The 22,643-nt window shown below is 44.9% G+C and carries 21 protein-coding genes and 1 riboswitch; of the genes, 6 read left to right on the forward strand and 15 right to left on the reverse strand.

Annotated features, from left to right (window positions below):
* Window positions 1–221 precede the first annotated feature (221 nt).
* A complete protein-coding gene (locus DESDI_RS10950; RefSeq protein WP_015262678.1) occupies window positions 222–605 on the reverse strand; it encodes a DUF4363 family protein in 384 nt (127 codons plus the stop codon).
* A gap of 42 nt (window positions 606–647) precedes the next feature.
* Window positions 648–1,346, reverse strand: a complete 699-nt coding sequence (locus DESDI_RS10955) for a DUF421 domain-containing protein (RefSeq protein ID WP_015262679.1) — start codon at window positions 1,344–1,346, stop codon at window positions 648–650.
* Between the two features lie 294 nt (window positions 1,347–1,640).
* Between DESDI_RS10955 and DESDI_RS10960 the strand changes: the two genes are divergently transcribed.
* A complete protein-coding gene (locus tag DESDI_RS10960; protein ID WP_015262680.1) occupies window positions 1,641–1,949 on the forward strand; it encodes a UxaA family hydrolase in 309 nt (102 codons plus the stop codon).
* Between the two features lies 1 nt (window position 1,950).
* Window positions 1,951–3,108, forward strand: a complete 1,158-nt coding sequence (locus tag DESDI_RS10965) for a UxaA family hydrolase (protein WP_015262681.1) — start codon at window positions 1,951–1,953, stop codon at window positions 3,106–3,108.
* Window positions 3,109–3,231: 123 nt separating this feature from the next.
* Here the strand turns inward: DESDI_RS10965 and DESDI_RS10970 are convergent, their stop codons facing one another.
* The 9 genes from DESDI_RS10970 to DESDI_RS11010 all read right to left on the reverse strand — a co-directional run bounded on the left by DESDI_RS10970 (window position 3,232) and on the right by DESDI_RS11010 (window position 13,296).
* Window positions 3,232–4,089, reverse strand: a complete 858-nt coding sequence (locus DESDI_RS10970) for a zinc metalloprotease HtpX (RefSeq protein ID WP_015262682.1) — start codon at window positions 4,087–4,089, stop codon at window positions 3,232–3,234.
* A 49-nt stretch (window positions 4,090–4,138) separates the two neighbouring features.
* Window positions 4,139–5,467 carry a hemolysin family protein gene (locus DESDI_RS10975; protein WP_015262683.1) on the reverse strand — a complete coding sequence of 443 codons (1,329 nt, stop codon included), beginning with the start codon at window positions 5,465–5,467 and terminating at the stop codon, window positions 4,139–4,141.
* Window positions 5,468–5,537: 70 nt separating this feature from the next.
* Window positions 5,538–5,906 (reverse strand): hypothetical protein, encoded by a 369-nt coding sequence (locus tag DESDI_RS10980; protein WP_015262684.1) that lies wholly within the window; start codon window positions 5,904–5,906, stop codon window positions 5,538–5,540.
* Between the two features lie 116 nt (window positions 5,907–6,022).
* Entirely contained in the window at window positions 6,023–6,640 is a 618-nt protein-coding gene (locus tag DESDI_RS17330) for a hypothetical protein (RefSeq protein ID WP_015262685.1), read from the reverse strand.
* Window positions 6,637–7,746, reverse strand: coding sequence for a ParM/StbA family protein (locus tag DESDI_RS10990; RefSeq protein ID WP_015262686.1), 1,110 nt, complete (start codon window positions 7,744–7,746; stop codon window positions 6,637–6,639). The genes DESDI_RS17330 and DESDI_RS10990 overlap by 4 nt, the downstream gene beginning before the upstream one ends.
* Window positions 7,747–7,867: 121 nt before the next feature.
* The gene (locus tag DESDI_RS10995; protein WP_015262687.1) at window positions 7,868–9,022 is read right to left on the reverse strand and encodes a Ger(x)C family spore germination protein; all 1,155 of its coding nucleotides are present in this window, start codon (window positions 9,020–9,022) and stop codon (window positions 7,868–7,870) included.
* Between the two features lie 22 nt (window positions 9,023–9,044).
* On the reverse strand, window positions 9,045–10,565 hold the full coding sequence (locus DESDI_RS11000; protein WP_015262688.1) for a spore germination protein: 1,521 nt from the start codon (window positions 10,563–10,565) through the stop codon (window positions 9,045–9,047).
* A gap of 2 nt (window positions 10,566–10,567) precedes the next feature.
* On the reverse strand, window positions 10,568–11,668 hold the full coding sequence (locus DESDI_RS11005) for a GerAB/ArcD/ProY family transporter (RefSeq protein ID WP_015262689.1): 1,101 nt from the start codon (window positions 11,666–11,668) through the stop codon (window positions 10,568–10,570).
* Window positions 11,669–11,904: 236 nt separating this feature from the next.
* Window positions 11,905–13,296, reverse strand: coding sequence for an ATP-binding protein (locus tag DESDI_RS11010; protein ID WP_015262690.1), 1,392 nt, complete (start codon window positions 13,294–13,296; stop codon window positions 11,905–11,907).
* A gap of 116 nt (window positions 13,297–13,412) precedes the next feature.
* A riboswitch (cobalamin riboswitch) is annotated at window positions 13,413–13,591 on the forward strand.
* A 102-nt stretch (window positions 13,592–13,693) separates the two neighbouring features.
* On the opposite strand from DESDI_RS11010, the gene cobT reads away from it, so the two are divergent.
* Genes cobT through cobS form a run of 3 tightly spaced genes read left to right on the forward strand, consistent with a single transcriptional unit; the run spans window position 13,694 to window position 16,230 of the window.
* Complete coding sequence (gene cobT, locus DESDI_RS11015; protein ID WP_015262691.1) at window positions 13,694–14,833, forward strand: nicotinate-nucleotide--dimethylbenzimidazole phosphoribosyltransferase; 1,140 nt, start codon at window positions 13,694–13,696, stop codon at window positions 14,831–14,833.
* 26 nt (window positions 14,834–14,859) lie between these two features.
* Window positions 14,860–15,474 (forward strand): bifunctional adenosylcobinamide kinase/adenosylcobinamide-phosphate guanylyltransferase, encoded by a 615-nt coding sequence (cobU, locus tag DESDI_RS11020; protein ID WP_015262692.1) that lies wholly within the window; start codon window positions 14,860–14,862, stop codon window positions 15,472–15,474.
* 3 nt (window positions 15,475–15,477) lie between these two features.
* Window positions 15,478–16,230, forward strand: a complete 753-nt coding sequence (cobS, locus tag DESDI_RS11025; RefSeq protein ID WP_015262693.1) for an adenosylcobinamide-GDP ribazoletransferase — start codon at window positions 15,478–15,480, stop codon at window positions 16,228–16,230.
* A gap of 229 nt (window positions 16,231–16,459) precedes the next feature.
* Here cobS and DESDI_RS11030 read toward each other — a convergent pair whose 3' ends face one another.
* The 4 genes from DESDI_RS11030 to DESDI_RS11045 all read right to left on the reverse strand — a co-directional run bounded on the left by DESDI_RS11030 (window position 16,460) and on the right by DESDI_RS11045 (window position 21,425).
* Window positions 16,460–17,620 (reverse strand): aminotransferase-like domain-containing protein, encoded by a 1,161-nt coding sequence (locus tag DESDI_RS11030; RefSeq protein WP_015262694.1) that lies wholly within the window; start codon window positions 17,618–17,620, stop codon window positions 16,460–16,462.
* An 88-nt stretch (window positions 17,621–17,708) separates the two neighbouring features.
* Window positions 17,709–18,230 (reverse strand): signal peptidase I, encoded by a 522-nt coding sequence (lepB, locus tag DESDI_RS11035; RefSeq protein ID WP_015262695.1) that lies wholly within the window; start codon window positions 18,228–18,230, stop codon window positions 17,709–17,711.
* Between the two features lie 135 nt (window positions 18,231–18,365).
* Complete coding sequence (locus DESDI_RS11040; protein ID WP_041219422.1) at window positions 18,366–19,805, reverse strand: GGDEF domain-containing protein; 1,440 nt, start codon at window positions 19,803–19,805, stop codon at window positions 18,366–18,368.
* A gap of 480 nt (window positions 19,806–20,285) precedes the next feature.
* A complete protein-coding gene (locus tag DESDI_RS11045) occupies window positions 20,286–21,425 on the reverse strand; it encodes a glycerate kinase (RefSeq protein WP_015262697.1) in 1,140 nt (379 codons plus the stop codon).
* Window positions 21,426–21,832: 407 nt separating this feature from the next.
* On the opposite strand from DESDI_RS11045, the gene DESDI_RS11050 reads away from it, so the two are divergent.
* Window positions 21,833–22,522 (forward strand): TerC family protein, encoded by a 690-nt coding sequence (locus DESDI_RS11050; protein WP_015262698.1) that lies wholly within the window; start codon window positions 21,833–21,835, stop codon window positions 22,520–22,522.
* The last annotated feature ends 121 nt before the right edge of the window (window positions 22,523–22,643 follow it).

Genomic DNA, 22,643 nt, shown 5'->3' on the forward strand with positions numbered 1-22,643 from the left:
AATGTGAATATTTTATCAATGTGTTTTCTTAATCATACACCCATTTCCCTTCCACTTCTAGGTATTTTTATAGTGAATCTCAATAATTATTTTTAATTATAGCTATTAAATTTCCATATGGCACATCTCCTAATTATTCATCTCAATCAAAGGGGATAAATTACGCAAAAAACGAGAACCTCCTCTATGTCTTGACTAAGGAGATTCTCGTTTATAGTGAGTTAAAGGATATTCTGTAGGGTAATTGTCTCGGTATCCGCAATATGATGGAACAATAGACGTAAGGCTGCAACCTCCCCCAAGCTTAGAGCAGCCTCCTGTTCTAGGATGTATTTTTCGGCACGCTTTAAACTAAGGTCTATAGTATCAATTTCTTGGTGATCGAGTAAAATACTCCATAGTTTTTTTGTTTCATCCCACTCTTTTTTCAGCTGATCCATCTGCTGATTAGCATTTCCCCAATGTCTATTTTGAATGATGTCTTCCACCGCGATGAGCATTCCTTCTAAAGAGGATGCGGAGGAATTAATATATTGGTTGTGCCAATAGCTTCCCAAGACAAGCACCAAGATAATTATACCAACTGTAAGATAGGTTCTCAGCATATCTATCTCTCCTCTCGATGCTTCAAACTTTCATATGGAAACTTACTTACCGTTGTTTTTTCTATGCGTGCGCTTCTTTTCTTGAAGATATAATTGCCCCGAAGAATCAAGGCTGGCAAACAGAACCTCTTCTATTCCCTTCAATTGATGCTTTTGGAGTTCCCGGTCCAGCCAGGTCTGATCTTTGCCGGATAAGGCAAAAGCTCTTTTATTCAAGAGGCCATCCATAATAAATACCACCGGCAATCCCTCATATTCAGGCTGGAGTTTCAAGTCCCCTGGGGTCACGGGGCGTTTGGTTGCTTTGGGCAGGACACTAATTTGACCATTCGTCTCCAGAATCGCAAATTCTACATCGGCAATATTGGGTATACTCCGCATTCTAAGCTCTTCAATCAAATCTGTTAGGGGCAGACGATTGCGCACCAATTCATGCTCGACTATTTTACCTCGTTCAATTAATATCGAGGGAGTCCCATTCAAGATATCCCGAGCGCGCTCACTCTTTAACTCCAGATAAGACAAGGCAACACTCATCAACACCAAGATCATAATGGGAATAATCCCCGAAATAAGAGGAATCCCAATATCTTCACTGGGGATGGCCGCCATATCCGATATCATAAGAATAACGACTAACTCAAAAGGTTGCAGTTGACCAATTTCGCGTTTTCCCATGAGGCGCAAGGCCATAATGACAATCATATAGAGAATAAATGTTCTTATGGCAATTATCATCATCGCTTCATGTGGCAACTCCTTTCAGGTGCTTTATTTGCACTAATCAGCCCCTCATATTTATTATGCCTGAGGGCATTAAGACTGGAATGCCTTTTATTATTCCTTAAATCGCCGCAGTTTATTCGCAATTATTCGTCCGCTAAGCTTGATGGGGATAACGACCCTAAATTTGATGTAATAACGACCCTAAGTTACACTCGACTTTCTTGAACTGTATTAACACAACAACGCAAATCTTATGCTATAATAAACAGTGTTATACTATAGATAATTGCTTTTATTGGAGGATAAACTATGAAAAAACAAGCCGTTGTCATTCATGAACTTGATAATGTGGCTACCTGTGTCGATCATTTTACCGCCGGAACAGCCATTTCCTACTTTCGTGGGGATAGAGAAGAGCAAGTTTTACTCTGTCAAGATATTCCTTTAGGACATAAATTTGCTATTCGTACCATTGCTAAAAATGAAGATGTCCGGAAATACGCTGAGAGCATCGGTGTTGCTACGATAGATATTCAACCCGGCCAGCACGTTCATGTGCATAACCTGGAATCCAAACGCGGTAGGGGCGATTTGGAGCAGTGTAAGGGGGATTATTGATATGAATATCTTCGGTTATCGACGCTCCGATGGTCAGTTTGGCATCCGCAACCATCTTCTTATCCTTCCTACTTCAGTCTGTTCAACTACTGTTGCTTTCAATATTGCCGCCCAAGTTCCCGGGGCTGTAGCCATCCCCAATCAACATGGCTGCTGTCAAGTAGGTGCGGATTATACACAGACCCTGCGGACACTCATCGGTTTAGGCAAAAACCCTAATGTCGGGGCAGTGCTTGTGGTGGGCTTAGGCTGTGAAGGGATACCCATCCAAGAAACCGCTGCTGAGATCGCCAAATCAGGTAAACCCGTGCAAGTGATCATTATTCAAGAACACGGTGGCACCCTGAAAACCACCGCTCTAGGTGTTCAGATCGCCAGTCAAATGGCTCGCAGCATCACACTTCTCAAGCCGGTAGAGGCTCCGCTTAGCGAGCTTTCCCTGGGGATTGAATGCGGAGGATCTGATTTTACTTCAGGTTTAGCCTCCAATCCTGCTGTGGGCACCGCCTCAGATCTTCTGGTTAAGGCCGGTGGTACTGCCATGCTCTCCGAAACTACCGAGTTTATCGGCGCTGAGCATGTACTGGCCAAACGAGCAATATCACCCGAAGTAGCTCAAAAATTAATGGAGATTGTCCAACAAACAGAGCTTCGTGCTAAACAGTTGCATGTGGATCTGCGACAAGGTCAACCTACCCCAGGAAACATAACAGGGGGGATCAGTTCCATCGAGGAAAAATCTTTGGGCTGTATCTACAAGGCCGGACACTCACCAATTCAGGATATCCTCCCCTATGGTCAACCTCCTTGCGGAAAAGGCCTTTATGTTATGGATACCCCCGGTCAAGATGTGGAATCTATTTCCGGAATGCTTGCTGGTGGTGTTCAGGTTGTTGTATTTACTACCGGACGTGGTACTCCGACCGGTTCACCTATTGCTCCTGTCATCAAAGTCACCGCCAATAGCGATACCTATCAAAACATGGAAGACAACATCGATCTTGACCTTTCCTCCATCATTTCCGGTGAGGAAACCATCGAGCAGGCTGGTCGACGAATCTTCGCAGAGATGGTTGAGGTCGCAAACGGTAAATTCACTAAGTCCGAAAGTCTCGGGCATCGCGAATTCGGCATTTTCCGCATCGGCTCTACTTTTTAGACCCGCGGTGCGCTCGGACTTCGCTAGTGCCATGAAATATCCTAATGCGTTCAGTATGTCTGATACGTATAATCAAAAGGGCCGAGGCTGCATTAAACAGCCTCGGCCCTTCTCTCATTACTATTACCGACGTTCCATATCATAGAGACGCTTTACCCTCTCCTCTATGGGAGGGTGCGTACTAAATAAATTGGCCACTCTCTTGGCCTTCAAAGGATTGACAATGAACATGTGACTTGCTGAAGGGTTAACATTCATCGGAATAACTTGTGAGCTACGTTCTAGTTTTTGTAAAGCATTGGCTAAGCCATACGAGTTACCTGCAATCTCCGAACCGGTAGAATCAGCAAGATACTCGCGCGAACGTGAAATCCCCATTTGTACCAGCATGGCAGCCAGTGGTCCCAGAATAATCATCGGAAGCATCGCTAGACCAGAACCACCCTCGTCATCATCCCCACCTAATCCCCCAAACATCAATGCCCACTGTGCCCAATTGGCAAGCATGGTTAAGACCCCGGCCATGACTGCCGCAAGGGTGCTGATGAGGATATCCCGATTCTTGATATGTGCCATTTCATGGGCTAATACCCCTTCCAGCTCTTCGCGGTTAAGGATCTGCATCAGGCCCTGGGTCACGGCAATGGCCGCGTGATTAGGATTCCTTCCCGTAGCAAAAGCATTGGGCTGAGGCGAAGGAGTCATATAGAGCCTTGGCATGGGCAGACCGGCATTATCAGCAAGATTTTCCACCGTCTCGTAGAGTTCTGGGCTTTGTTCGCGGCTAAGCGGAACAGCTTTAGTCATAGCTAGAGCCATCTTGTCACTAAACCAATAGCTACCAAAATTCATAACCATAGCAAACAAGAAGGCCATTTGCATACCGCCTCGGCCACCTAGTGCCCCTCCGGCTAAAATCACAAGTACAGTTAATAAACTCATCAGAAGAACAGTTTTCAGCTGGTTTCCGATTCCACTCATCGACAACATCCCCTTTCAATTATGTCAGTAATACAGTCTAAATTACCGCTTATTTTGCAATATCTTCTTGAGCTTCTACCAGTGAAGGCAAAGAACTCACAGCAGGCTTGTTACTCACTTTCACCAGGGTGATTCTAAAGCCAACGACTTCTATTACGGAAAAGATATAGTTCTGAAAATCAATTGTATCACCTTTGGCCGGTTTACGACCTAAGCGATTGAAGACAAAACCACCCAAAGTGGAAACGGTCTCCTCTTCAAAGTCAATTTCTAGTAAATCAACTAAGTCATCGAGCAAGACCCGCCCGTTAATTAGGTATTCACCTTCCGCGCCTTTGATGATTTCCGCTTGTTCTTTACTCTCAAATTCATCATAGATTTCACCAACTAATTCCTCGATAAGATCTTCGATGGTCACCATTCCGGCAGTACCCCCAAACTCATCGACTACTACCGCAAGATGGGTTCTTTGGGCGCGCATTTTCTGGACTAAATGCGAGATGGGCATGCCTTCCGGTACGATGAGTATATCTCGCTTCAAGTCAGCAATACTCTTTGTTGCCCGTTCTTCAGGGAGACAAAGCAAATCCAGCATATGAACTAGGCCGATGACATTATCTTTATCATCATCACATAAGGGATAGCGTGTGTGCCCCGTTGTTTTCACGACATGGAGAACCTCTTCCATGGAATCCTGAATATAAAGACACACCATATCTTGTCGGGGAACCATAACCTCACTAACCACTCGATCCGAAAATTCAAAGACATTATCTAAGAGTTTTCCTTCCAGCTTATCCAATACCCCATGGCGTTGGCTGGCATCGACAAGCATCCGCAATTCTTCTTCCGTGTGGGCAAGGTCCGATTCATTAGCTGGGGAAACACCCCAACGCTTTAAAATCAGGTTCGCAAGCCCATTTAAGGAGCGAATGATTGGATAAAAGAACTTGTAGAAGGTCTTTAAAGGACCTGCCGTCCATAAGGCTGTTTTCTCAGCGCTTTGAATGGCTATCGATTTAGGAACTAACTCGCCTAAAACAATATGCAAGAACGTTATCAAAAGAAAAGCAATAACCACCGATACAGTGTGAGTTAAAACTCCATCCCACTCCACGAGGTTCGCAAAAAGCGGCGCCAACAAGGTCGCAATGGCCGGTTCGCCCAGCCAGCCCAGTCCTAGGGAGGCCAACGTTATACCTAGTTGGCTTGCCGAAAGATAGGCATCTAGCTGAGAAGTTACTTCCAGAGCAACCGTAGCTTTCTTCGACCCTGTTTCGGAGAGCTCGGCAAGTCGAGTTTTCCTTACTTTGACCAAAGAAAATTCAGCTGCCACAAAGAATGCATTTAAAGCGACAAGGAACAAAGCTGCAACCACTTTCGCTATGCTCCATAATATACTATCGATCGGATACTCCTCCTTTTATTCTATACATTTCTCTAATCTCTTAGACATAAGTAGACCCAAACCAAACCATGACCAGCCAGTATTTCAGATTTTGGGCAAGCCCATCTATGGTTCCGCGATCAATCTGACTCACAAGCGATAAGGGTGCACTATCCAAAGTGGCCTTTTGGGGCAAAACAGCTAAGGCGCCGAAGAAAAAAGCTCTTGGCGCCTGATTAATACTAGAATTTAATTTTAAAATCGCGTGTCCAGATTGTGAATCTTCAAAAACAACGTAAGGGCACAGCAACAAGGCCAAGCCTATAAATAAGCAAACAACAATGGCAACGCACTGCTTCAGTTTACGTTGTTCCATTCTCTCTATAAAAACATAATAATTAATAGGCGCAGGTAATGGGTCGTCTTCCACTATGGTCTCTCCTCAATATCTACTCTCTTAAATTTTCTTCTTAATATATACTATAGAGTATAGATATCCCTATCGTCAAGAGACAACTTTTCACTAATAACTTAATGCCCACCCATCTACGATTCATCAAGTTCTGAACGCTCTTGACTTCTAAAAAAACTGAGAACCTCCGGATCTTCTTCTCTGCCAATTACTTGGTCGAGGATATAATCCAATCCCATAAAGCCATTCCCTTGAACAGGCTTAGGGGTAGCCAACGTAACACTTGAGTCTTCCACCTTATCAGCACTATAAGGATCTCCAGTCGTCACATAAACAGAAGTGGCTCCAGACGACGGGCGAAAGAATTCAAACACGTCCTGATCATCTTCCTCCCCAATAAGTGCAAAGAGGTGATTCAGGGGATGATTTACAACTTCTGCGGTCTCACTAGCTTGACTCGTTACTGGGTTTCCGCTAGTTACTGCATTGCTTTTTAGAGACTCTTCCGCAGATTCTTCGGGAGAGGCTTCGGTAGATGCTGATGCTCCTGAAGTGGTAGACACCAATAAATCCTCCAAAGACCAACTGCTTGTAGTTTTGCTCACTGGAGAAGTTGTCGTCATGTACATATGTAACGCCGCTTTAACAGCATCTTCCCTTTGTTCTTCAGAAAGTCCCCTAAGAAGCTCCCACAAGTCTTGGTCTTTTTCCTCTCTCCCCAAATTAAGGGTCAAGGAGATGGTCTTGCTCATGGATTCTCGTTGACCTTTTTCGTTAAGTTATTGACCAGATTGGCTGCCATAATTCTAAAGCCCGTGGCATTGCCAAACTGAGGATTATCAATCAGCACTTTATTCTCAAATTGCAAATGATTAAAAATCATCTCCCCTACCTTGCCGGCGACCAAGACGGTATGGATCTTGCCCATCATTGGTTTCAATGACTTTTTGACCTCACGGGAGATATCCGTCCCCAACTGCTCTAGCATGTCTTCCATGATTGGATTAAGATTAATGGAACCTGTGTTCCAAGGATACACCCCTCCATTAACCCGAAAAATCTTGTCCAGTTCTTTATCATCGGTTTCGATGGGATTCGCATGATTTGCGGTCATTTCCTTTAATTTCTCAGCAACCCCTGTATAAGCCCATTTTAAGCCCTTTTCAATACTAAAAGAATTCGGCGGGTCAAGCATGACACCATCATAAAAGGTAGCTACGTCCGTAGTCCTAAAGCCAGGATCAATCACGACGACATAACCATTGAACAGTTTGGGACTAATGGGAATTCCATATTCATTGAGGGTTTCTTTGATGAAAACGCCGTAACTTTGGGGCAGCACACGAGAGCGAATAATGGTCAACTGGCGAGTCTGGCCTTTAAAAGGACCGGAACGGAAAGTAACCGACCAAGAACCTTTAAGCTCTGCCTCATATTTATCCCTCAAGGCAGCGTAGTACTTCACCGGAACCCCTGTCCCTAAATAAATATTGGCCTTGGGTTCTTTCTGAGCTATGGCTAAAGCTACCACCAACAAAGCCGTAGCTTCTTCATCCGTGGATTTATCTTCATCCCAACAATAATGCGCTTCATTGGGATTGAGGCTTTCGGCCAAACTCCCCATGAAATAATGGCGGGATACTCCTGTGGAATGATTGGTGACTATGACATCCAAGGAGGCAATCTGCAATTCTTCATCGGATCCTCTTCCCACATTCATATTGCCTAAAGTCGAAAAGATTCTTTCGTTGCCCTTGCAGATGACCGCAGGAAATAATACTTTGGTGTCCCCTGCGTCCAACTTAATGGCACCAAATCCAGGATCTCCCCCGGCTACAAGAATATCATTTTCAAACACAGGTGTTCCTCCTTGCAAATTCTTAGTTTTTCTTTATATTTCTACTATTTCCAATTGTATACCACAATTTACTTGGAGTCTATCCCCTGTTTTTCTGTTCTTTTCCCGAACACTTTAGACTTTAGCGAATAGAACCACGGGTGTTGATTTGAGCATGAACGAGAATTTCCACATCGAGCTCAGGAAAGATAGTCTCCCATTCCGTCTGATGCTCGTTCCAATACTGTGGATAACGTCGTTTGACCGCAAGTCCAAAGGCTAGAATATCTGATTCTAGCTCTTTTTGGGCTTTGTCCACAATGACTTGGGTTTCATCAATTACACATTGGGTTAAAATGCGCTTCAATTCCTGGAATTCTTCCAGACGAGTTATTTCTTTATGATTCATGAGCTCCCCAATGTTGCATTGCGCCTCTACTTCCACCACCATGCGCAATGTTCCGTCTTCCTCCAAAATTGGTTTCAATTTACTCTTGGCACGGATGATCTCAAAAGCTATCCTACCCTCTAGACTATTTTCATCTGGGACATAAGCGATAATGCCCCCTTTGATATTATCCATAACCCAAAGATAACTGCGCGCCTCCTCCCCATCCAACCAACCGATAAGCCTATCTCCTTTGAAGACAGCTCCCCCTTCCGCATTATAAATCGGTTCTCCCTTTTCCTCAGAGAATATGATTTTACCTAGGGTGGGCTCATAACCATCCACATAGATCATATTCGTAAAATCCAAGAGATTTACAGGAATGCTCTGGGAAGCCGATTTATAATCATCTATTAATCGACTAATATGCATGGCTGGAATACTATCCTCCCTTGATTTCCCCCGCATGACATCCTCGGCCTTTCCTTCTGTCACTAAAAGCCAGGTCAACATGCGAATTTCCGGATCCCGTTGCATAAAGTCTAATACCGGGCTTAACCCTGCTCTGGCTAAATCTTCACCAAAGACGATGACCTGAGTATGGGGATAAAAAAGCCTATCCCCCGATTTATTCATAAAACCGCGAAGAGCATCAAAATAGGTATCCCCTTCGCTGGTCAGCACGCGCACCGATTCCTTACCTCCCTCTTGACCCTTGGCTTTGGAACCTGCAGGAGTGATGACTTGAGCCGTCAGCTGTATCTTACCACTCTCGGTCAGATCCACCCCTACCCCACTGACGATCCCAATTGCATTGAGCTCCCGGTGACTCCAGCATCCTGAGAGAAGAAGTAAAGAAAGCACACAGGGAATCAAGCTTAACCATCTTTTATAGCTTGGAAAATCCATTTTCTTAACTCCTTAAAGCCTTCTAATTTTTATTTCCTCTTAACCTTGCCAATTTTTGCAGCATACCCTTTTTACTCTGGCGCCCAGTGCCCCCCAATAATGATGGACGTGAGATCATGGCCCAGAGTGGAAATCGCACCATACCGTCCTTTAAATCACCGAGATTGGAAGGAATAAGGGGGGAGAGGTATATAATACCAAAGGAACGAATATTTCCCATATGTATAGAGAGCGCTAATAAGGAAATCAACCAACCAAACATGCCTAAAAACCCGGTGGCGATTAGAAAATATAAACGCAAAAGTGACATTGAACTTGTGAGTGGCGGAATCAGAAAACCGGAAATGGCTGTCAGGGACACCACGATGACCATGGCCTGGCTGACAATGCCGGCCTGAACCGCTGCCTCACCTAGAACCAAGGCCCCCACAATACTGACAGCCTGCCCCACATTGCGCGGCATCCTCACCCCGGCCTCCCTGAGAATCTCATACATAAGCCCCATCATTAAAGCTTCGATAATGACCGGAAAGGGTATTCCCTCACGCCCGGCGCTCATGTTAATCAATAAGCTGGTGGGTAGCATCTCTTGATGAAAGGATTGGATCGCTACATAGAAGGCTGGAAGCATGGTAGAGAAGTAGAAGCACAGATAGCGAATCAAACGAATAATCGATGTGTAGTAGGGACGGGAATAATAATCCTCAGGGTTCTGGAAGGCCTCGACAAAAAGATAGGGCACAGTTAAGGCAAAGGGTGTCCCATCCACTAATACCCCTACTCGCCCTTCTAAAAGTTTGGCCGCCAACTTATCCGGTTTCTCGGTATTGCCCACAGTCGGGAAGATGGATTGGGGAGTATCCTCGATTAATTGCTCGATATAGCCGCTTTCCAAAATTGCATCAATATCAATGGACTTGAGCCGACTTTTTAATTCCACAACAAGCTTAGGATTGGCCAAACCCTCGATGTAAGCAATATTGATTTGGGTTTTTGTTCGTTGGCCTAAAACCATGGATTCGATACGTAAATTCTCATCACTTATTTTTCTGCGCAGTAGTGAAGTGTTTGTACTAAGGTTCTCGATAAATCCTTCCCGAGGCCCACGTACGGTAACCTCTGTTTCCGGTTTATCAACACTGCGCGTCTTACCACCAAAAGTATTCAGCAGCAAAGCAGACTCAGCCTGCTCGAGGAAAAGGGCCGTTTTCCCTACTAACAACCCTTTAGTTACCTCTTCATAGGTATTTACCTTTTCGATTTTGCTATTGATCAAGACTTGCCTGCGGAGCACATCCACGAGCGGTTGAGGAGGAATATCACCTACCCGAAGTGGTGAAAAATCCATAAGGGGCTTAAGTATCGAGGTGCTAATATATTCTTGTTCCACAAGCCCTTCGATAAAGACCAGCAAGCCTTGATTCATAGAACCCAGGCCAAACTCACGCATAGAAAGATCGGCACTATTCCCAAAAATACTGCGTATCTGATTTTCAATTTTCTCGAGACTCTCCGAAATCTGCACCGGCTTGTTATTGCTCATAGCTAATTCCTCTTCTTCAGCGCTTTCTTAACTCTCTCTTTTACAATAAACACTCCGAAAAGACCTACAACCACCCCTAATTCAATCCACAAAGCAAACTTCAAGAATAAATGAGAAACAAAGTAAGTCTTGTTTTGAATGGTCGGCAAGAAAAATATAAAAACTAAAAAAATAAAGATTGCCACTACAAAACTTAATCCATTTCGTGATTTTCTCGAAAGAAGCTGTCTCAATCCCTCTGAGCTCGCATAATGAAATAAGGAGATGCTGAAAAAAGACCCAGCCATCCAGGAGACGACTTGAAAAGCCTCCATTCTCTCAATGAAATCACCCACGGAGACCATCTGGGCAAGAATCAAAATGGAGTAGACTTGTCTGGAGCCTACCTCTACCCCCAGTACCGCAATAATCGCAAAGATGAGAGCTATCAGCACTGATGACCCGGTTAGGACTCCACCGATCTTCATCTTAAACATATCCTTGGGTTTATTATGATAAGCCATGAGAACTCCCATCACGATACAGACCCCGAGCCATGAGGCCGGTAGAATGACCCCTTTAGCTATTTCCAAGAGGCTATGCTGGAACATCGGCTCGATATTATCAATGTTAAACATCTTAACATTGAAGACAATGATAAACAGAAATGAGGCGATTACGACTAAACAGATGATTTCCGACATACTCATGATAATTTCAATTCCTGAGCAAACTGCATAAGTACTAACCAAGAGTATAAAAAACAGAAAAACATAGCTGGGAGTATCCGGCATAATTATTGAAATATAAAACTCAACCGTCGACTGAACGAGCTGCATGGTGACCACAATAAAAAAAGCGCTAATTACAAAAGTGCATACCTTCCCTAAGTACTTTCCGAGGATTTTCTCACTGTATTCGAACATTGTTAACCCTGGGTATTTAAGTCCCATTTTATAGAGCAACCAGCCGCTGCACACCTCAATAGCTAAAGCGATTAACAAGGGTTGCCAGAAATCTTGGTGTAATTCTCGCAAGATAAGATTAGGAATACCAAAGGATAGTGCTATAGTAAGGGCAAAGGTTGAATACACCTGTCGATTGGACACCCGATATTTCATCATTTCTCACTCTCATCATCCTATTTTCTAGTATTAGCTTAAGCACCTTGCTCAATCTTATACATCTTTTTGGTAATCTCACCATTATGAGGTAGTTGGAGTCAAATCAAAACATGACGTCCTACAATCACTATAGAAACCTTTTGGATATAAAAAGATGATCCCTATCCAATACAGGGATCATCTTTTTTAGCACCTTTTTATAAGTGAATTTTATAAAAAATCCAGTTTAGCCAGCTTCAATTTTCCAAGATGGCCTTTTGTTTTGCCCTTAGAAAATCCACAAACTGACGGGCCGTTCGCCCGGAGCGGGCATTATGATTCATGACCCAACGCAAAGCCTGCTGCCGCAAATCTTCTTGAGGAATCTGAAGCCCCTCCTGTGCTGCTAACTCTGCCACGATCTTGAGATAGCCGGCTTGGTCCGGGGTCGGGAAGGTTACCGTAATCCCAAAACGATCGGAAAGGGACAATTTTTCCTCCATATTATCCTGGCGATGAACCTCATCCCCTTGTCGCTCTCCGAAGGTTTCCCGCACTAAATGGCGGCGGTTCGAGGTGGCATAGATGAGCACATTTTCAGGTTTTCCTTCTAAGCCCCCTTCCAGCAGGGTCTTCAAGTTCTTATAATCCGACTCGGTATCTTCGAAGGAAAGATCATCGATGAAGATGATGAATCTGAGGGGTTGCTTCCCAAGAAGGCGAATAATCTTGGGATAATCCTGCAAATCTGTTTTGGATAATTCGACTAAACGCAGCCCACGCTCACAGTATTCTTGAAGAAGGGCCTTGACCAAGGAGGATTTTCCCGTTCCTCGATTGCCATAGAGAATGATGTTATTGGCGGGATAACCATTTAAGAAAAATTCCGTGTTTTCTAAGACAATCCCTTGTTCACGCTCTTGATTGATAAGCTGACCCTTGCGCATGGGATCAGATTTTACCCCCTCAAGCCTTCCAGTGTCGCCACCCCATTTGATGGCCATGCTTTGATTAAATAAACCTGTACCCATGTCTTGATAATAAGCAAGTAGAGCATCAACCATCTCATCTGCACTCCCGCCGCGAAGACTCTCTTTAAGCGTTCTCTGGGCAGTTTGCAGATAATTCTCCGCATAATTCTCTTCCTTACTAGAAGTTACCTTGGAACGCCCCTGAACCTTTGTCCTCCTATCCGCAAAATCCGGCCAAGTCGGCCAGCTCTGCGGAGCCAAAGGTGCCTCTTGCCAAAGCCCGGGGTGATCCACCTCATGGTTTTCCATTTGAGCAAGGATCACGTCCTTGATATCAGAAGCAGTAAGCTGGGCAATCTCACGCCAGCAGAGCAGATCACGCCCGACTAGCTTACGAAGCTCAGGTACATGCCCCCCTCTATACTGTGTCACCTGTCGGGTGAGTTCATTTTCATCCCGGATAATACGGTCCCAAAGATATTCCGGCCAATGGACCTGGGTCGCTAAGGAGCAGAAATGATGGTACTCTCGATAGACTTCCGTGTGATCACACTCTATAGAGCCCGTCTTTTGCAGGAGGTTTTTAAACGAAGCAATCACAGGATCTTCTTTTAGACCGTGAAAAACAACCATGCCATCTATAAGTAGGGCTACACGGGTAAGCTTTGTTATGTTCATCTTGATGCACATCCTTATTATCTCTTTGCAAATTATCATAAGTCTTGAAAATCATGAAGTAAAGAGCAAATTATTCTCTTGACAAAAACTTTGCTTTTGGTAATCTATTACTAAGAGAATATGAATCCATTCTTTGGTGCCCCATACTGGGGAGAATAGGGAAACCGGTGTAATTCCGGTGCGCACCCATCACTGTGAACGATGAGCCTTGACTAGATCCACTGGCGCTTGCTGGGAAGGAGGTCTAAGGCGCTTGAGTCGAAGCCAGGAGACCTGCCAAGAATGAAGAAAGCCTTTCCGGGGGTATTTGGAAAGCAGCGGCGACGAAGGCAAAGTCCCGACCACTTTATATGTGGCGGGGCTTTATTTTTTTTATTTAAAAAGGAGAGGATTAAAGATGAGTAAAACAGAATTAAATCAAGACAAACTATTCCTGGAAAAATTTTATGTTCGTGAAAATTTGACTGAGACTTCCCTTGAAGAATGTCAGGCAGCCTTAAAGCTACTGGTCCAAGGTGTTAAAGACCTGGATAAAAAGGCTATGGAGGCTGTGCAGACACGTCTGGATTCCTTAACCAAGCCTCTCGGTAGCTTAGGAGTCTTGGAGGAGATCGCCAAGCGTTTAGGTGGCATCCAAAGAAATCCATGGCCTGAGATTGAAAAGAAAGCGGTTCTCGTCATGGCCGGGGATCACGGAGTTGTCGCAGAAGGGGTCAGTGCCTTTCCTCAAGAAGTCACCCCCCAGATGTTTTATAATTTCTTAAACGGCGGTGCCGGGATCAATGTGCTTTCTCGCCATGCTAAAGCGGAAGTCATCTGCACCGATGTGGGAATGGCTTTCCCCTTAGACCCTCCGGAGCTTATGCGTCATCGGGTGATGAATGGAACCCATAACATGGCTCAAGGGCCGGCAATGAGTCGTCAAGAGGCACTGCAATCCTTGCTGACAGGTGCCAAAATCGCTCGACAAGCCATTGATTCCGGTTTCCGGGTTTTAGCCACCGGCGAAGTAGGAATCGGGAATACTACTCCCAGTGCCGCGATTATCTCCTTCTACACCGGTTTGCCGGCCCAAGATGTTACCGGACGCGGAACCGGTCTTGATGATGCCGCCTTAATCCATAAGCAAGAAGTCATCACCCGTTCCATCCAAGTCAATCAACCGAATCCTCAGGACGGGGTAGACGTTCTCAGCAAGATTGGTGGCCTGGAAATTGGCGCCCTGGCCGGAGCCATCCTTGAAGCAGCGCATTCCCAGGTACCCATCGTTTTGGATGGCGTCATCTCTACAGCAGCCGCCCTCATTGCCACGTCAATTTGTCCCGCAGCTCGTTTCTACCTGATTCCCTCTCATTCTTCTGTGGAGATTGGTCATGTAGCTGCCCTAAAGCAACTAGAGCTTAAACCGATTATGCACCTGGACTTCAGACTGGGCGAAGGAACAGGAGCGGCGATCGCTTTCCATCTCCTAGATGCTTCGATCCATATTCTTAAAGAGATGGCCACCTTTGAATCCGCAGGAGTAAGCAATAAGTAAAACTAACCAGTATTCGGAGGTAACTTATGTCTAATCTTGTCCTTATTACCGGTGGCGCCCGCAGCGGGAAAAGTAGCTTTGCTGAACTTCTCGCTGCCCATCCCCGTCAGCCTGTTATCTATGTTGCCACCGCCCAAGTCTACGATGAAGAAATGGCTCTGCGTGTCAAGAAACACCAGAATCAACGGCCTTCCCACTGGGCCTTGGTCGAAGAGCCTCTGGCTCTTGCTGAAGTCTTGGAACGCTACCGTCAAGAAAAAGGCGTTATTTTGGTGGACTGCATCACCCTATGGTTGTCGAATCTCCTTCTCTCGCGCTACCCTGAGGAAAAGGCCCTCCAAGGGCGAGAATATAGCGAAGCCCTAAATGAATTAGAGCAATGGATACTAGAGCAAGTGAGAACCGTCTCCGGCTTAGCACAGCAGATTACACCACAGGTCATTATGGTAACCAATGAGGTAGGCAATGGTATCGTTCCCGATAATCCCTTATCTCGAGTGTATCGAGATCTCGCCGGTCGAGCTAATCAAATTTTAGGTCGGAGTGCATCCAAGGTTTATTCTGTCGTTGCCGGGTATCCCGTGGAAATCAAAGCCGCTGGTCAGGCCCTGCTGGATTCCTTGCAGGGAGATGAGAAATAAGCCATGCGCAAATTATGGATTGCCTTGACCTTTTTAACGCGCATCCCTCTTCCCCAGCCGGCGAATGTGACCTCCGAAGAATTCACTCTGAGCCAACATTACTATCCTCTGGTGGGCTTAATTCTGGGGGGAGTGCTTTGGGCTTCCCTAGCTCTTCTTCTCCCCATCTACCCACCTCTGATTACCGCCGCCTTAGTTCTCATCCTCGAGCTCATATTAACCGGGGGAATCCATCTGGATGGCTTCATGGATAGTATGGATGGTCTGCTTTCAGCTCGTACTCCGGATCGCATGCTAGAGATTATGAAGGACAGTCACGTGGGAGCCTTCGGGGCCGTTAGTACGATGGTCTTTTTGCTACTCAAATTCACTTTACTGGCTGAACTATTTTCCCTCGGTTCCCTTGCTGCCCTTTATCTTGTCCTCTTCATGCCCATCATTGCCCGCTGGATTTTCCTCATCGGGGTATATTACTTCCCCTATGCCCGGGAAAAAGGTCTGGGCAAAGGCTTTCATGAAGCCTCCCAAAATACCAAGTGGATCTTCATCTCTCAGGGTCTCTTGCTCCTCCTGCTAACCTACACTATTCTAAACTGGTCAGGCCTTGTCGGTTTTAGCTTAGCCACTCTAGGTATCTTTTTCTTCACCAGAAAGGTTGCTCGCCTGCTCGGCGGGCTGACCGGTGACCTTTACGGAGCCAGCATTGAGCTGGCTGAGCTCTTCTTTTTGCTGGGAGCCTTTCCTTTTATCTTCTAAAGAAATGCTTAGCTTACATGAAATGATAGTATACAAAGATGCCCTCCCGAGCCGATGAGGCGAACACAGGAGGGCATCTTCATTTGTTCATTTGTTTATTTATTTATGCTTATTGTTATTTGTCTATATGCAAACCAGGACCCGAGCCTTCTTGCCTATTTACTATTACTATTTACTATTTACTATTTACTATTTACTATTTACTATTTACTATTTACTATTACTATTACTATTTTCTCAGCCCTTTGGCAAGACGCTTAATTCCTTCTTCAATCACTTCGGGAGTTGAGCAGGAATAGTTGAGGCGCATCTCATTGGATACCCGGCCATCGGCATAAAACAAAGCCCCCGGCACGTAGAGGACATTTTGTTTGATCATGTCTTCTACATAATCAAAGCTATCCTGAACTCCGCTGAGTTTCCCCCAAAGGAAGAGTCCTCCTGAGGGAACCACCATCTCGATTTGTTCTCCTAGATAGGTATGGATTGCTTCTACCATAGCCTTACGGCGGACATCATATACTTGGCGTAGCTTTTGAATATGATCCGGCAATAGATCTTGCTTTAAATATTGATAAACTGCTCTTTGCGTCAAATTGTTACTATGGAGGTCTACACCCTCTTTGGTTTGCTCCAGATGCATGATAATATCTTCATCAGCAAGTACGTAGCCGACACGCAGTCCCGGTGCTAAAACCTTGGAGAAGGTTCCCAGGTAGACAACATGTTCACCTAGTTCTACTAGATGGGGAATCGATTCTCCCTCATAACGCAATTCACCATAAGGATTATCTTCAACAAGCAGCAAATCATACTTTTGAGCCACCTTGAGAAGCTCTTTTCTCCGTTCTAATCCCATAACTTTTCCGGTAGGATTTTGATAATTCGGTATGAGATAAAGAAACTTCGGAGTGGTATGCTGAAGTGCCCGCTCCAATTCACTGGGAATAATACCTTCCACATCACAGGGGATCATCTGGAAGTTTGCGCGAAAGCCTTCAAAAGCTTGAATAGCCCCTAAATAGGTAGGGGTTTCCACGAATACTGTATCTCCCGGATCTAAAAAAGTCTGGGCTAAGAGACTCAATCCTTGCTGACTACCTGTTGTGATAATCACTTCCTGGATACGAGCTAGTCTTTCGTTCCTTTGGTGTTGGCTAGCGAGCCATTCCCTTAGCTTAGGATATCCTGCAGTCTGAGAGTATTGCAAAGCGGAACTGCCCTGCTCCTCAAAAACCTTCTGAAATGCATCTTGAAGTTCATGGGTCGGAAAAAGTTCGAGGGCCGGCAAGCCTCCGGCAAAGGAAATCATCTCAGGATTTTGAGCTGCCCTAAGCATTTCCCCGATAAATCCTTCCCCTACATTTTTCATCCAGTTGGCGTACTTCATATTTTTCACCTTTCATTCTTTCCATTATGTCATTAAAATCATTTCATTAAAAATCCGGCGATCCGGAGCAATGCTTAGGATTACTTCCCTAATCTAGGGAACCCCACTGCTCCAGAGGCCAATAACGCAGCAAGACTCGTCCTTCGACATTCTCTTTAGGAACAAAACCCCAGACATGGCTGTCCTTGCTGTTATTGCGATTGTCACCAAAAACCAAATAGGAATCTTCAGGGATTTCGATGGGTCCATACTCGTAGTCAGGAGCATCCTTAAGATAAGGCTCTGCCAAAGCTTGACCATCTATCCACACTTTACTCTCGCGGACTTCTAAAGTCTCCCCCGGCATACCAATAATGCGTTTTACCAAGTCATCGTGCTCACCGGAGCCTTCAGAAGCAGTAAACATGATGATATTCCCTCGTTCCAGGGTATCATAGCGGAAAAATAGCTTATCAAAAATTAAGCGATCTTGAAGTTGAATGGTCGGAAGCATCGAACCGGTAGGGACAATTCTCGTGTCAAGGATATACGTTCTGATCCCAAAGGATAGCACCCAAGCGATGACAATCAAAATCCCCCACTCGAAGATCGTGCGTACGTATTTTTTCATTTTAGTCACACCCCTGCTCGTTTAGCTGACAGAATCACTTGACCTTAACGTAATCATCTAATTCCATCCCAAAATCCATACTATTATAGGATAACACGAAAGCCATCCCAAATAAAAGACCCCCCGTTTGGAGGGTCAGTCCGCTATGATATTCCCTTTGCCCAAGTTCTTACCTCGGTAAAGCCTCTGATCCGCTAGACGGTATAATTCATCAAAGGTATGTCCTTCCGCGGGAAACTCAGCAACGCCAATACTCACTCCTAGATCATATGCTTCCAAATGCATGCTCTTCCTCATCCGCTCAATGACGTGCAAGGCTTCTTCATTCATCTCTAATTCGGTTAGAACCAGTGTAAATTCATCGCCACCGGTTCGCGCGACGATATCCTGTTCACGAACTGCCGCACGTAAGTTCTGAGCGATTTCTTTCAGAGCTATGTCTCCCACCGGATGACCTAGACTATCGTTGAGCTCCTTAAAAAGATCGAGATCAAGAAGTAGCAAGAGGAATTTAGAATTCCTCCTCAGAGAGCTCGCCATTTCTTCACGAAAACGCTGCTCAAATCCTTGCCGATTTAGTATTCCTGTCAAACGATCCGTATTAGCCAGACGAGCAAGCTCATCCCGCTGACGAATTGTCTCAAGAGCAACACCTATCACACGAATAAAGGCCGCCAGGATTTCCTGCTTTTGGTCGGTGAGATCCTCATCGGTATTCATAAGCCAAAGTTCACCAACGACTCCGCTATGGGTCTGTAGTGGATAGATCCAAACTTTTTCCCACCTAAATGGGTTATCCTCGATTTCCAGACAATGTACTGTGGCATTTCTAAGGTAGCACTCTTCCTTGGAAATATACTGCCTAACCCATGTCAGCCAATCCCAGTCCATGGCTTGCTTGAGACGCCCAAAAGGTGAGCGAATCTCCCAACTCCCCTCGCTACTCTCCAATAAGAAAAAGCCCCCGGGCAGAAACAGGATTTCCATAGCCATTTCTCCTGCTTCAGACAAAAGCTGCTCCTCTGAATCCGTTCGAACAAGAATTTCAGTTCCTTGTAAGAGCAGAGTCAAAGCTTGTTCCCGATCTAAGGAATCGCTTCTTAGCTTTCTTTCAAAAATGAAGGAAGAAATCATCGAGATCGCTTTTTCGACAAAGAGAGCAAGTCGCTGGTCAGAAGGCTGAGCATAGTTGCCACCGAGGACCAAAGCACCTAAGCTTTTATCAAAATGAGCAAGCGGCAAAACCCATTCATCATCCAAATAATTGACTTGAGAGGATATTTTAGGAAAATCCTGTGGAAACCTCCGCGACTCCAAAGAGTCGAGATGCTTATCCTCACGATATGCAACCGAAAAAGATTGATAACGTCCTTGATTAAGCAAATAAATGGCGGCAATATTACATTTAAAAAGCTCAAGACTTCTCTGAGTAAAGAGATTCAAAGCTCTCAAGAGGTTCTCCTCACGGTTCATCTCTTGAATGGTTGTCAAGAAGGATTCTGCATAAAAACATCCAATTAACAGAGATTCGCTTGTGATATTTTTCTCTACTAGCACAGACTCCTCACCCTTCATCTATGAGCTTTAATTTCTATGAGCTTTAGATTTTCTATGAGTTTTAGATTTTCTATGAGTTTTAAATTTTCGATAAGCTAAAAATTAATAGATTTTGCTTCTGAAATAAACTATGTACATTTGATATTTTACCACATCTAATCTCTCAGAACTAATTTTCCAAATTCTTTTCTCAAATTTTACGAACCTTGCACTATTCTCCTTCTATTCTACATTCTTTCCTATCTGAATGTCCTATTCCCTTAGCTTTAAAATAGAAAGATAAAAACGAATAATTATTTCTCTGCATTTTCATGTAAGAAGAGGGGCGTCGTACAACTACTTTTTACATGTAGTTAGCAGCACCCCTCCTAGTGATTGAACCAGACTTCGCTCAGAGGGAAGATTCAACCCCCTCTGAACGTTAGTCATGTCCATACTCAACTTAACCGCCCTTGGATTCCCTACTCCTCTAGAGGCTGAGGACAAACAAGGTCGGTGTTAAGTAAAACGCAGTGGAATTTGTAAAATACGAAACCCTCGTTCTGTGGCATCCGCTGTTAAAGCAAAAGCATTTTCCATAGACTCTTCAAGGGACATAGGACCATTGACAATAGTAATAATCGAACTCAGCCCATGTTCATAAAGTGCTTCCGATCCTGCCCCGATTGAGCCTACGATTGCCAAGGTGGGTTTACCATATCTGTGCGCTCTTTTGGCCACCCCCATGGGTACCTTGCCATAAATAGACTGTCCATCGATACGCCCTTCCCCTGTGAGGACTATATCAGCGGCCTGAAGCTTACTGTCGAAGTCCACTGTATCGAGAACAGCTTCGATACCGGTCTTTAGCTTCGCACCTGCAAATGCGAGAAGACCCATGCCAAGACCCCCAGCGGCACCTGCACCGGGAACATCCTTAAAATCCATGCCCAGATCCCTCAGGATTATTTGGGAAAAACGAGCAAGATTCTGATCAAGCTGTTGAACCATTCCCAGATCTGCCCCTTTTTGCGGACCGTAGACGACAGAAGCACCTCTTGGTCCACATAAGGGATTATCTACATCGCACATCACAGTAATCTTAGTCGTCTGCAAACGTGAATCAAGACCAGTTATATCAATCTTCTCTAAATGCTCAAGAGCTCCGCCGCCCGGCTTCAGTTCTCGACCTTCTCGATCAAGCAATCTCGCACCTAAGGCCTGGGCCATACCTGCTCCGCCGTCATTAGTGGCACTTCCGCCAATGCCAATTAATATCTCTTTGGGATTCAAGTCTAAGGCGGCTCGGATAAGTTCTCCGGTCCCCTGAGTAGACGTTAATAAGGGATTTCTTTTTTCCGGTGAAACCAAGGGCAATCCTGAAGCCGAAGCCATTTCTAGGACAACGGTATCATCGGGCAGCTTCCCAAAAATTCCTTCAACAGGATCGCCCAAGGGTGAAGTGACTACGGCTTTTACTATCTCTCCCTTACTAGCGCTAACAATGGCCTCAACAGTTCCTTCTCCTCCATCAGCCATGGAGATGATCTCCGTGCTGGCCTTAGGAAAGACCCGTTGAATACCCAGGGTCATTGCTTCCCCGGCCTTTTGGCTGCTTAGACTGCCTTTAAAAGAATCTACTGCAATAAGTACATGCATGATATTTTTCTCCTATAACTTAACAATTTATAAAAACACTAAACTTATAACTTCCAACTCATCATCTCGTGTTTATTCGAATTTTAAACTAAATTGAGAATAAACACAATAAATCCAATACTAAATTTCAGAGATTAAAAGAAATAAATAATTTATATTTTTTTGATCTGTTGAGCATTTTTTCGTTGACGTAAAACCCTCCTATACGATATACTTAAGCCGTAATTGTTCAAAGGGGAGTAGCTGGACAGCAAAGTCGTCATTACGGATGAAAATCCCGGCTTTGTTGACAACATTGTTGTAAGCAAGACCTTTGCCCAAAGGAGGGTAGAAGGTCTTTTTTTATGCAATATTACCCCAATCTTTAAGAAATGCTAGAGAAATTGAGTGCGAAAGGAAGAAAAAAGATGGAACTTTTCAGTCCCGAGTTTTTTCAAGCATTATTAGCCATCATCCTCATGGACCTCGTTTTAGGCGGGGATAATGCCATCGTCATCGGTATGGCTGCCCGTAATCTACCAAAAGATAAGCAAAAGAAAGTTATATTTATTGGCACCGGGGGAGCTATCTTAATTCGTACCCTAGCTACTTTAGTCGCCGTTTATCTGTTAAAAATTCCTGGTCTGATGTTTGCCGGGGGGCTGCTCCTGGTGTGGATGGCTTATAAGCTCCTCACCGATGAAAGCCACGATGAGCAGGTAGAAAGCGCTTCGAGTTTTTGGGGAGCCGTTCGTACCATTATTATCGCCGATGCAGTAATGGGTCTGGATAATGTCCTAGCGGTTGCAGGGGCTGCTCATGGTCACCCCATTCTGGTCATCTTTGGTTTACTAGTGAGCATTCCGATCGTAGTCTGGGGAAGCACCTTAGTTATTAAGGCGATTAACCGCTTCCCAGTCATCATCCCCATTGGAGCTGCAGTCATTACTCACACCGCCGTCACCATGCTGACCGGTGAAAAGTTTGTCGTCGATCTTATTGGGGAGAGCGCCCTGATAGAATGGGGTCTTAGCGCCATCCTTATCACTCTAGTTTTGTACCTTGGGCATAACAAAACCAAGAAAAAAACCATGGAGTCGACGGAAGATGCTGCTTAAAACATAATATCCCCTTCATGAAATGCGAAAAAGGCAACCGTCAGGTTGCCTTTTCTTGTACATGACAGACTTCTCAGTAGCTTTCGTTGCACCATAGAGGGATAAAATCCTGTCTGGGTCG

The organism is Desulfitobacterium dichloroeliminans LMG P-21439 (genome assembly GCF_000243135.2).
Lineage (GTDB): Bacteria > Bacillota > Desulfitobacteriia > Desulfitobacteriales > Desulfitobacteriaceae > Desulfitobacterium > Desulfitobacterium dichloroeliminans.

Excerpts from the sequence above, each read along its gene's own strand:
- DESDI_RS10950 (WP_015262678.1), bottom strand. The coding sequence starts at position 605 with ATGCTGAGAACCTATCTTACAGTTGGTATAATTATCTTGGTGCTTGTC.
- DESDI_RS10955 (WP_015262679.1), bottom strand. The coding sequence starts at position 1,346 with ATGATGATAATTGCCATAAGAACATTTATTCTCTATATGATTGTCATT.
- DESDI_RS10960 (WP_015262680.1), top strand. The coding sequence starts at position 1,641 with ATGAAAAAACAAGCCGTTGTCATTCATGAACTTGATAATGTGGCTACC.
- DESDI_RS10965 (WP_015262681.1), top strand. The coding sequence starts at position 1,951 with ATGAATATCTTCGGTTATCGACGCTCCGATGGTCAGTTTGGCATCCGC.
- DESDI_RS10970 (WP_015262682.1), bottom strand. The coding sequence starts at position 4,089 with ATGAGTGGAATCGGAAACCAGCTGAAAACTGTTCTTCTGATGAGTTTA.
- DESDI_RS17330 (WP_015262685.1), bottom strand. The coding sequence starts at position 6,640 with ATGAGCAAGACCATCTCCTTGACCCTTAATTTGGGGAGAGAGGAAAAA.
- DESDI_RS10995 (WP_015262687.1), bottom strand. The coding sequence starts at position 9,022 with ATGGATTTTCCAAGCTATAAAAGATGGTTAAGCTTGATTCCCTGTGTG.
- DESDI_RS11000 (WP_015262688.1), bottom strand. The coding sequence starts at position 10,565 with ATGAGCAATAACAAGCCGGTGCAGATTTCGGAGAGTCTCGAGAAAATT.
- DESDI_RS11005 (WP_015262689.1), bottom strand. The coding sequence starts at position 11,668 with ATGATGAAATATCGGGTGTCCAATCGACAGGTGTATTCAACCTTTGCC.
- DESDI_RS11010 (WP_015262690.1), bottom strand. The coding sequence starts at position 13,296 with ATGAACATAACAAAGCTTACCCGTGTAGCCCTACTTATAGATGGCATG.
- cobT (WP_015262691.1), top strand. The coding sequence starts at position 13,694 with ATGAGTAAAACAGAATTAAATCAAGACAAACTATTCCTGGAAAAATTT.
- cobU (WP_015262692.1), top strand. The coding sequence starts at position 14,860 with ATGTCTAATCTTGTCCTTATTACCGGTGGCGCCCGCAGCGGGAAAAGT.
- cobS (WP_015262693.1), top strand. The coding sequence starts at position 15,478 with ATGCGCAAATTATGGATTGCCTTGACCTTTTTAACGCGCATCCCTCTT.
- DESDI_RS11030 (WP_015262694.1), bottom strand. The coding sequence starts at position 17,620 with ATGAAGTACGCCAACTGGATGAAAAATGTAGGGGAAGGATTTATCGGG.
- lepB (WP_015262695.1), bottom strand. The coding sequence starts at position 18,230 with ATGAAAAAATACGTACGCACGATCTTCGAGTGGGGGATTTTGATTGTC.
- DESDI_RS11040 (WP_041219422.1), bottom strand. The coding sequence starts at position 19,805 with ATGAAGGGTGAGGAGTCTGTGCTAGTAGAGAAAAATATCACAAGCGAA.
- DESDI_RS11045 (WP_015262697.1), bottom strand. The coding sequence starts at position 21,425 with ATGCATGTACTTATTGCAGTAGATTCTTTTAAAGGCAGTCTAAGCAGC.
- DESDI_RS11050 (WP_015262698.1), top strand. The coding sequence starts at position 21,833 with ATGGAACTTTTCAGTCCCGAGTTTTTTCAAGCATTATTAGCCATCATC.